The following is a 9,536-nucleotide window of genomic DNA, read 5'->3' on the forward strand; positions in this document are numbered from 1 at the left end:
TCGCTCTGGTGGCAGCAACAGGAAAGCTCTCCGTGAATTCCCGGCCAGGCGCGGCAACTTGTCGGTGTCAATCAGTCGGAACGAAAAGCGAAGGGCGAACGCGTCCGGCATACTTGCGGGCGCGGACCATCCTGCTCGCCAGTATCAAATAAAGGCCCAGCGCGTAATTCGAGCGCTCCTGCACACTTCCGGGGAACAGTCGTCATGAATAACCTTCAGCCTTCGGACCCGACGTCCATAGGCGGCTATCCGTTGCTCGGCCGGCTCGGTGCGGGCGGCATGGGGCAGGTGTTCTTGTCCCGTACGGGTTCGGGTCGGCTGCTCGCGCTGAAGACGATCCGCGACGATCTCACCTCCGAGCCGGGGTTCGAGGAGCGGTTCGCCCGCGAGATACGCAACAGTGACCGCGTCCGTTCGCCGTGGACCGTGACCGTCGTGGACTACAGTGCCCCGGGCCAGCGCCCGCAGTGGCTGGCCACCGAGTATGTGCCCGCGCCGTCGCTCGGCGAATGGGTCACGGCCCATGGTCCGCTGCCGCACACCGCGGTGCTCTCACTCGCCGCCGAACTGTGTGGCGCGATGCAGGCCGTGCACGAGGCCGGCCTCGCACACCGGGACCTCAAGCCCGGGAACGTCCTGCTGGCACGCGACCGTCCACGGCTGATCGACTTCGGTGTCGCACGGGCCGCCGACGACAGCCGGCACACCCACATCGGTGTCTCCGTGGGCTCCCCCGGATTTCTCGCACCGGACCAGGCCGTCGGCGGTGTCGCCGCGGCGCCCGCGGACGTCTTCTCGCTGGCCGCCCTGCTGGTCTACGCCGCAACCGGGCGCGGCCCCTTCTCGCGCGCGGGGGAAGAGGTCCCCGCGGCCACGCTGCTGTACCGAGTGGTCCATGAGGAACCCGACCTCGCAGGCGTCGCCCCGTCGCTGGTGCCACTGCTCACCGAGTGTCTGGCCAAGGACCCCGCCGAGCGCCCGACCGCGGCCCAGCTGAGCGGATGGCTGGCGGAGATCGGCGGCCGGACCGGGCGCTGGCCCGAGGAATGCCCCGCGGCTCTCACCGGCAGACTGACCGAGGCCGAGCATGCGGCGCGCACCGTGGTCGACCTCGAACACCACGCCGTCACGGCCCCCGCCGGTCGGGAATTGTCACCAACGGTGTTGAGTCCCGACCCTGTACCCGCCGCCCCGGCTGAGCCCGGCCGACGCCGTCGGCCCGCCTGGCTGTTGACCACGGCCATCGCCGCGGTTGCGGTCGTGGTGGCCGTGGCGGCCGCCGTCCACTTCGGTACGCAGCGTTCCTCGGCCGAGTCCTCCCCGTCCGCGCAGGGACGGCCGTCGGACTCGGCCGCCTCGGCGACCGCGAACGGGAAGCCGTCTCCCTCGGCGACCGAGAGCGGGACGCCGTCTGCCCCGGCCCAGGAGCCGCAGGAGCCGGGTGCGGCACTCAAGGTCATACAGGCCACGTTCGAGCTGGCCACAGGAGAGTCCGTGGAGGCCGGGGCCAGGACTCTGGTCATGCAGGAGGACGGCAACCTGGTGATCTACGACCAGGATCGCAAGCCGCGCTGGGCTGCGATGACCAAGGGCGAGGGCAACTCGGCCCGCTTCCAGCCGGACGGCAATCTGGTCGTCTACAACAGGGACGGGCAGCCCCTGTGGGCCTCGCGGACCAATGGTCACCCAGGAGCGGTCCTCGTGTTCCAGGCCGACGGAAACGTTCTGATCAAGTCCGGCGACACCGTGCTCTGGGCCGCGGGAACGGAGAACTGACCCCGGGCATTCAGCGGAACCAGGCTGAGTGCTGCCGTCCAGCACAGTGGCCGGCCGGCGAAACCGTTCGGGCCCCCACGACCACCAGGTGCTGTGGAACCCCGGCGCAGCCGGCAACGACAGAACGCCCACTGGAGTACTGAACGGTGAGATCTCAGTACTGTTTGCTCGCGTTGAAGGTTTTCGAAGCGTCGGACATCGATATCCTCGCGGGTACCCACGATCAGATTCCGGGAGCAAGCCCCGGCGGGTACGTCAGTTGAGCGAAAAGCGACGGGTGCCCTCTGGCGGGCAGTTCGAAGTCCAGCGCATCGCGTGAATTCCGCCTGTGCGCGCCCTTGCCGATGGCGACCCGGGATATCGCGTTCGCGGTAGGTGAGGACGCCGAATCGCGGGGCTCTCGGCGGGGTCGTCGGCGCGGGGCGGCGCGGGGTGGGCGAACTCGTGCAGGAGGCGGCCGGCGGCCGCAGGCGCGATCACGGCGACGCCGTCGGCGACAGCCCGGATGCCGGCTGGGACGGCACCTCGGCGGAATCCGGTCACGCGGGGTTACGCGCAGAATCGCTCAGCGGTGGCTTGGGAAGCCTCTCGGGGAGGGAAGCGCCCGACGCCAGGTAGCAGGAGGCGTAAGTGGTGGTCGGCGAACCGGTTGTTCTTGGCCTGGGTGGTTTCGGCGGCGGCCCCCGGTAGCCGCGTCACTGGTCCGGCACGTGATCACTGGCCGGGCAGGCGACCAAGCCGGGCGCACGACGAACAGGGTCGGACCCCTTGAGGTCGGACCCCGTTCCTGATTGGCTCCGAGGGCAAAAAACAGTCCCCGGTAGTGCTGCACGTGTCCTGAAGCTTCAGTCGTCACTGTCGCCTCGGTATCGCGCCGGCTTGCCGGGGGCCTAAACCACATCCTGTCCGAGTCGCTCCGCCGACTAGACGTCCTTGCCGACTTTGTGACTCTTTCGGTGTTGTGGCCTAGTAACCACTCTCCACGGCAGATGTCCCGAGTCAATAGGTTTTAGGTAAATTTTTTCGACACCGACCAGAGCCGACGGACGAGGGAGCGGTCATGAACGAGGAGGGGTCATGAACAGGGTGTGGCTGGTGACGGGCGCGAGCAGTGGGTTCGGGCGGGCGATCACCGAGGCGGCGCTCGCCGCCGGTGACGTGGTCGTGGGTGCGGCGCGGCGCACCCACGCACTGTCCGGCCTGGTGGCCGCCCACCCGGACCGGGTGGAGGCGCTGTCCCTGGACGTCACCGACACGGCGGCGGCCGAGGCGGCCGTGCGGGACGTCGTGGCCCGGCACGGGCGGATCGACGTCCTGGTCAACAACGCGGGACGCACGCACGTGGGTGCCTTCGAGGAGACCACCGACGCCGAGCTCCGCGCGCTCTTCGACCTGCACGTTCTCGGGCCCGCCGCCCTGGTGCGGGCCGTGCTGCCGTACATGCGGCAACGACGCTCGGGCGCGATCGTGCAGATGAGCAGCGTGGGCGGGCAGATGTCCTTCGCGGGCTTCTCCGCGTACAGCGGGACGAAGTTCGCCCTGGAGGGCATGTCCGAGGCGCTGGCGGACGAGGTGCGCGACTTCGGTATCAAGGTGCTGATCGTCGAGCCGGGCGCCTTCCGCACCGCCCTGTTCGACACCGCTCGGGCCGGGGTGAGCGCGGACAGCGGTGTGTACGCCAAGGTCGGGGAGACGCGGGGGTTCGTCGCCGGAGGGGACGGCACCCAGCCGGGGGACCCGGCGAAGGCGGCGGCCCTCATCCTGGCCGCGCTGGAGGACGAGCGGACTCCGCTCCGGCTGCCTCTCGGGGACGACGGCGTGAGCGCGGTCCTCGGCCACCTCGGCCAGGTGCGCGACGACATCGCCCCCTGGGAGCAGCGCACCAGGGCGACGGCCTTCGACGACTGAGGCCCGAGGCCGCCGAGGCCCGAGGCCTGAAGGCTGCCGGGAGCGGGAGCGGGAGCGGGAAGCGGGAAGCGGGGCGCGGGAGGTCAGCCGTCCGCCAACCCCGATTTCACCCCCGCCCCGCACAACGGCACCACGGCCGTACGGTCCCCGAGTGCGCCCTCCCGTACGGCAGCCCAGCAGGCCACGCCCGTGGACTCGACGTAGAGTCCCCGCGACGCCAGGTCCCGTTGTGCGTGCCGGATCTGGTCCTCCGTCACCGTCAGGAATCCGCCCCCCGACTCCTTGACCGCCCGCAGGATCTGCCGGGCCCGCGGCGGGTGCGGGATGGCGATGCCCTCGGCGAGGGTGGGGGTCATCGGGGTGCGGCCGACCAGGTCGTCGGCGCCCTCGGTCCAGGCGTGGGCCAGCGGGGCGACCGCCGCCGACTGGACGGCGTACAGGGCGGGCCGTCGGTCGATCAGCCCCGCGGTGTGCAACTCGGTCACCGTGAGGGAGGCGCCGAGCAGCAGCGTGCCGTTGCCGACGGGGACCACGATCACGTCGGGGAGGCGGCCGCCGAGGTCCTCCCACAGTTCGTGGACGTACGTCTTCGTGCCGTGCAGGAAGTACGGGTTGAAGACGTGCGACGCGTAGAAGACGCCCTCCTCGTCCGCAGCCTCCCGGGCCGCCCGCGCGGTCGCCTCGCGGTCCCCGTCCACCACGTGCAGTCGCGCGCCGTGCGCCCGGATCTGCTCCAGCTTCTTGGCCGACGTACCGGCGGGGACGTACACCGTGCAGGGGAGCGCGGCCCGTGCGCAGTACGCCGCGATCGCCGTGCCCGCGTTGCCGCTGCTGTCGGCGAGCACCTGGCGGGGCCGCAGTCGCAGCGCCAGCTCGGCCAGCAGCACCGCGCCCCGGTCCTTGAACGACAGCGTCGGCATCAGGAAGTCCAGCTTGGCCGAGACGCCGTCCCCCAGTTCCACGAGCGGGGTGCGGCCCTCGCCCAGGGACACCGAGGGGGCCGACAGGGGCAGGCACTCCGCGTACCGCCAGAGCGAGTTCACCCGTCCGGTCAGCGACTTGAGCGGGACGGGCGTGGGAGCGAAGTCCAGGTCCAGCGGGCCGCGGCAGGCCGGGCAGCACCAGGCGAGCGAGCCCGTGGGGACGCGCGTGCCGTCGGAAGGGCAGTAACAGTCCGGCAGAGGTGTCATGACCGCAGCGTAGTTGTGCCGGTCGGTGACGGAGAGTCATGACTGAGGCAGGGCAGGGGCGTCGGGTTCGCGCGCAGGCCCGAGCGGTTTCCGAGCGATTGCCGAGCTGATCCGGAGCTGTTCCTGAGGTTCCGTCAATCCTTCTCCTGGCTCACAGGGGAGGCGCCGGATACGCAAAGTATGACCATATTTATGCAACAGTGGCCCGTGCGAATCCTGCATCGGCATGCCCATGCCCTCCTGGCTCTCCGGCGCGCGGGCGTCAGGCGTGCACGGGCCGTTCCGCACCACCGATTGAGGAAGGTCCCTCAGATGGCAGTGATGCGTCAGACCCGGCGAAGACTGGCCGGTGCGACCACGGCGGCACTCGTTCTCGCTCTCCTCCCGGCCCTTGCCGCGAGCGCCGCCGACCCCGAACCAGAAGGCCGGATCCAGTACGCGGGCGCGTCGGGCGCCATCAAGGACAGCTACATCGTGATCCTGAAGGAGGACCTCGCGAAGGCCGGTTCCGATCAGGGCAAGGCTCTCGCCAAGACGTACGGCGCGACCATCGAGCGCACCTTCACGCGGGCCCTCAACGGCTACGCGATCAAGGCCACGGAGGCCAAAGCGAAGCGGTTCGCCGCCGACCCGGCCGTCAACTCCGTCGTCCAGAACCGCACGTTCTCGATCGACACGACCCAGTCCAACCCGCCTTCCTGGGGCCTGGACCGCATCGACCAGGCGGCGCTCCCGCTCGACCGGAGCTACACCTACGACGACACCGCCGGAGAGGGCGTCACCGCCTACGTCATCGACACCGGTGTCCGCATCACGCACCGCGACTTCGGTGGCCGCGCCTTCAACGGCTACGACGCCGTAGACAACGACAACACGGCCCAGGACGGCCACGGTCACGGCACACACGTCGCGGGAACCGTCGCCGGCACGGCCTACGGCGTGGCCAAGAAGGCGAAGATCGTCGGTGTCCGGGTCCTGAACAACTCCGGTGAGGGGACGACCGCGCAGGTCGTCGCGGGCATCGACTGGGTGACCGGCAACGCCGTCAAGCCGGCCGTCGCCAATATGAGCCTCGGCGGCCCCGCGGACACCGCGATCGACGCGGCCGTCCGCAACTCCATCGCCTCCGGCGTCACCTACGCGGTCGCCGCCGGCAACGCCGCGACCAACGCGTCCACCACTTCGCCCGCCCGAGTCACCGAGGCCATCACCGTCGGCGCCACCACCAGCTCCGACGCCCGGGCCGGTTACTCCAACTACGGTACGGTGCTTGACCTGTTCGCCCCGGGCTCCCTCATCACCTCGCTCTGGCGCACGAGCGACACGGCGACGAACACCCTCTCGGGCACGTCGATGGCGACCCCGCACGTCGCCGGAGCCGCCGCGCTCTATCTGGCGGACCACCGCTCCGCCACGCCCGCCGCCGTCCAGACGGCCCTCGTCAACTCCGCGACCACCGGCGTCGTCACCAGCCCCGGCACAGGTTCGCCCAACCGCCTCCTCAACGTGGGCCGGGGCGGGACGACAGCGCCGTCCGCCCGGCGCTTCGAGAGCACCGTGGACTTCGCGATCTCCGACAACGCGTCGGTCGAGTCGCCGATCACTGTGAGCGGTGTATCCGGGAAGGCACCGTCGTCGCTACGTGTGCCTGTGAGCATTGTTCACACGTATGTCGGCGACCTTCGGGTGCAACTGGTCGCCCCCGACGGCACGGCGTACACCCTGAAGAGGTACGGCTCCGGCGGCAGTGCGCGCAACATCCACACCACCTACACGGTGGACGCCTCTTCCGAGACGGCCGACGGCGTGTGGAAGCTCCGGGTGAGTGACCACGCGGCGCGGGATGTCGGGCGGATCGACTCCTGGGCGCTGCAGTTCTGACGTCCGCTCAGGTATAACCGCTATAACCGCCTCGGGTGCAACCACCCCAGGTGCAACCGCCTCGGGTGTGAACCCTCAGATGTAACCCTCGTCCTCGTGGATGGGCTCCGGGTCGTGCCCCGGCCCGCCGCGAGGACGAGCCGTGCCCCAGGGGGTGGGCAGCTCCCGTGCCACGTCCACCGCCGCTTACCATGCGCCAAGTCGTACGTCAGTTCCCCGAATCCCGGACGAGAGGCACGGTAGCCGTGGCGATACCCCCGCCCCCTGGGCCGCAGCAGCCCCAGGAGCCCCAGGGCCCGTACCCGCCGCCCCAGGGGCAGACCCCGCCGCCTCAGGGGTCTCCGGGGCAGTACCCACCGCCGCCGGGTCCGGGGCAGCCGTATGCGGGCATGGGGCAGCCGTACGCGGATCCGGGACAGCCGTACGCGGCCGGTTCCGGGCAGCCGTACGGCCACCCCTACCAGCCCTGGGGACAGGGGTACTCCCCGTACAACCACCCCGCGCCCGTGAACGGCTTCGCGATCGCCGCGCTAGTGCTCGGCCTCCTCTGTTTCCTGCCGCTCGTCGGACTGATGCTCGGGATCGTCGGGCTCGTGCAGATCAACAAGAGGGGGGAGCGCGGCAAGGGTATGGCCGTCTCGGGGATCGTCCTCTCGACGATCGGTGCCTTGTTGATGACCGTCGCCCTCGCCACGGGCGGTGCGCGCGACTTCTGGGAGGGCTTCGAGGAGGCGGCCCGCGAGAACGGCAGCACCTTCTCGGTGGAGAAGGGCGAGTGCTTCGACGCGCCGAACGGCTCACTGGAGGGCTACGCGTACGACGTCGACACGGTGCCGTGCGACGGTGAGCACGACGCGGAGGTGTTCGCCAACTTCGAGATACCGGGGGGCGATTACCCCGGCGACGACGAGCTGACCGAGACCGCCGACGAGAAGTGCTACGACTTCGCCGACGCGTACGCGATGGACTCCTGGGCCCTCCCGGAGTACGTCGATGTCTACTACTTCACCCCGACCCGGGAGAGCTGGAGTGCGGGCGACCGCGTGGTGACGTGCATGTTCGGGAGCACGGACGAGAACACGGGGCTGACGGGGTCGCTGCGCAAGGACGACTCGGTGCTGACGGGCGACCAGCTCACCTATCTCCTGGCCGAGGTGCTGTACACCGACGCCCTCGATACCGCGCCCGCCGCCGAGTACGTCGAGGACGATCTGCCGGGCCACAAGGAGTGGGCCACCCGGGTCGCCGAGGGGCTGGACGAGCAGGCGACGATACTGCGCAACTACGGGTGGTCCGGCGACATCGAGCGGCCGGTGACCGACCACGCGGACGCCCTGGAGCGGGCGCGTGAGGAGTGGGAGAAGGCGGCGAGGGCCGCCGACGCCGACGTGTTCTACGAGCACTATGACAAGGCCTACGAACTTGTCGACGGCGCCACGGCGGTCACGGCCCGCAAGGCTCTGGGCCTGGCCGCGACCCCGCCTTCGTACGGTGAGGAGAGCGGCGGGGACGGCGGCGGAGGGAGCGACAACGCCAAGGAGGTGTGAAGGCGGGTGTGGTGGGGAGAAAGTGCCTGCGTAAAGCCCTCCAGTGACCCTTGTCATCACATCGAGTGATTCTCAGGCCTTTGCTTGCATGGCTGAACCCAGGGTTGCCAGGCTGTAGCTGTCTGTACAACCTGATGGGAGCGGCCAGTGACTTTCGGTGAGCAGCCGGCGTACTTGCGCGTCGCGGGTGATCTCCGCAGGAAGATCGCCGACGGTTCGCTTCCGCCCCACACCCGGCTCCCCTCGCAGGCCCGTATCCGCGAGGAGTACGGCGTTTCGGACACGGTGGCGCTGGAGGCCCGCAAGGTGCTGATGGCCGAGGGGCTCGTCGAGGGCCGCTCCGGGTCGGGGACGTATGTGCGGGAGAGGCCTGTGCCCCGGCGGGTCGCCCGTTCCGGGTTCCGGCCCTCCAGCGGGGCCACGCCTTTCCGGCAGGAGCAGGCCGACGCCGCCGCGCGCGGGACGTGGGAGTCGAAGAGCGAGCAGGTCGAGGCGAGTGGTGCGGTGGCCGAGCGGCTGTGCATTCAGCCCGGGGACCGTGTGATGTGCACGAAGTACGTGTTCCGGGACGCGGGGGAGCCGATGATGCTCTCCACGTCGTGGGAGCCGCTCGCCGTGACCGGTCGTACACCCGTGATGCTGCCCGAGGAAGGGCCGCTCGGCGGGATGGGCGTCGTCGAGCGCATGGCGGCCATTGATGTGATCGTCGACAACGTCACGGAGGAGGTCGGTGCGCGGCCCGGCCTCGCCGAGGAGCTCCTCGCCCTCGGTGGTGTCCCCGGGCATGTCGTCCTCGTCATCCAGCGCACGTACTTCGCGTCCGGGCGACCGGTGGAGACGGCGGATGTGGTGGTGCCGGCGGATCGCTACCGGGTGGCTTATCACTTGCCGGTGAAGTAGGCGCACGGGGTGGGGCGGGTGGCTGGACCAGGGTTCTCCTCGCCCCCGCCGCCCCTACCCATTCCCGTGCCTTCCCTGGGGGCTGCCGCCCCCAGACCCCTGCTTGTCGGCCTGAACGGCCTCGTCCTCAAACGCCGGACGGGCTGGGGGTGCCTGGCTTCGGCTGGAAATCCCCAGCCGGAGGGCCCCAGCGCCCGGCCGGAAGATCCCGGCCCTGGCTGGCAAACCCCCGGCCCTGGCTGGCAAACCCCCGGCCCCGGCCGGCAAAAACCCAGCCCCGCCCTGCGCATTCCAGCCCGACCGCGCATTCCAGCCCGCCCGCACACTCCCTGTC

General features: G+C 70.2%; 6 protein-coding genes. 5 read left to right on the top strand and 1 reads right to left on the bottom strand.

What is annotated here, in order from left to right:
• The first annotated feature begins 204 nt into the window (after positions 1-204).
• Both FPZ41_RS14380 and FPZ41_RS14385 read left to right on the top strand, forming a co-directional pair.
• Complete coding sequence (locus tag FPZ41_RS14380) at positions 205-1,776, top strand: protein kinase domain-containing protein (protein WP_152862629.1); 1,572 nt, start codon at positions 205-207, stop codon at positions 1,774-1,776.
• Between the two features lie 1,077 nt (positions 1,777-2,853).
• On the top strand, positions 2,854-3,684 hold the full coding sequence (locus tag FPZ41_RS14385) for an SDR family NAD(P)-dependent oxidoreductase (protein WP_152862630.1): 831 nt from the start codon (positions 2,854-2,856) through the stop codon (positions 3,682-3,684).
• 83 nt (positions 3,685-3,767) lie between these two features.
• Here FPZ41_RS14385 and FPZ41_RS14390 read toward each other — a convergent pair whose 3' ends face one another.
• On the bottom strand, positions 3,768-4,874 hold the full coding sequence (locus FPZ41_RS14390; RefSeq protein ID WP_152862632.1) for a threonine synthase: 1,107 nt from the start codon (positions 4,872-4,874) through the stop codon (positions 3,768-3,770).
• 312 nt (positions 4,875-5,186) lie between these two features.
• Here FPZ41_RS14390 and FPZ41_RS14395 point away from each other — a divergent pair, with 312 nt between their 5' ends.
• From FPZ41_RS14395 to FPZ41_RS14405, 3 genes are all read left to right on the top strand, one after another.
• A complete protein-coding gene (locus tag FPZ41_RS14395) occupies positions 5,187-6,755 on the top strand; it encodes a S8 family peptidase (protein ID WP_152862634.1) in 1,569 nt (522 codons plus the stop codon).
• 245 nt (positions 6,756-7,000) lie between these two features.
• Positions 7,001-8,302, top strand: a complete 1,302-nt coding sequence (locus tag FPZ41_RS14400; RefSeq protein ID WP_407698782.1) for a DUF4190 domain-containing protein — start codon at positions 7,001-7,003, stop codon at positions 8,300-8,302.
• A 147-nt stretch (positions 8,303-8,449) separates the two neighbouring features.
• Positions 8,450-9,202 (top strand): GntR family transcriptional regulator, encoded by a 753-nt coding sequence (locus tag FPZ41_RS14405; RefSeq protein WP_322620221.1) that lies wholly within the window; start codon positions 8,450-8,452, stop codon positions 9,200-9,202.
• Positions 9,203-9,536 lie beyond the last annotated feature (334 nt).

This window comes from Streptomyces acidicola (genome assembly GCF_009377235.1).
Classification (GTDB): domain Bacteria; phylum Actinomycetota; class Actinomycetes; order Streptomycetales; family Streptomycetaceae; genus Streptomyces; species Streptomyces acidicola.

Excerpts from the sequence above, each read along its gene's own strand:
- FPZ41_RS14390 (WP_152862632.1), bottom strand. The coding sequence starts at position 4,874 with ATGACACCTCTGCCGGACTGTTACTGCCCTTCCGACGGCACGCGCGTC.
- FPZ41_RS14395 (WP_152862634.1), top strand. The coding sequence starts at position 5,187 with ATGGCAGTGATGCGTCAGACCCGGCGAAGACTGGCCGGTGCGACCACG.
- FPZ41_RS14380 (WP_152862629.1), top strand. The coding sequence starts at position 205 with ATGAATAACCTTCAGCCTTCGGACCCGACGTCCATAGGCGGCTATCCG.
- FPZ41_RS14385 (WP_152862630.1), top strand. The coding sequence starts at position 2,854 with ATGAACAGGGTGTGGCTGGTGACGGGCGCGAGCAGTGGGTTCGGGCGG.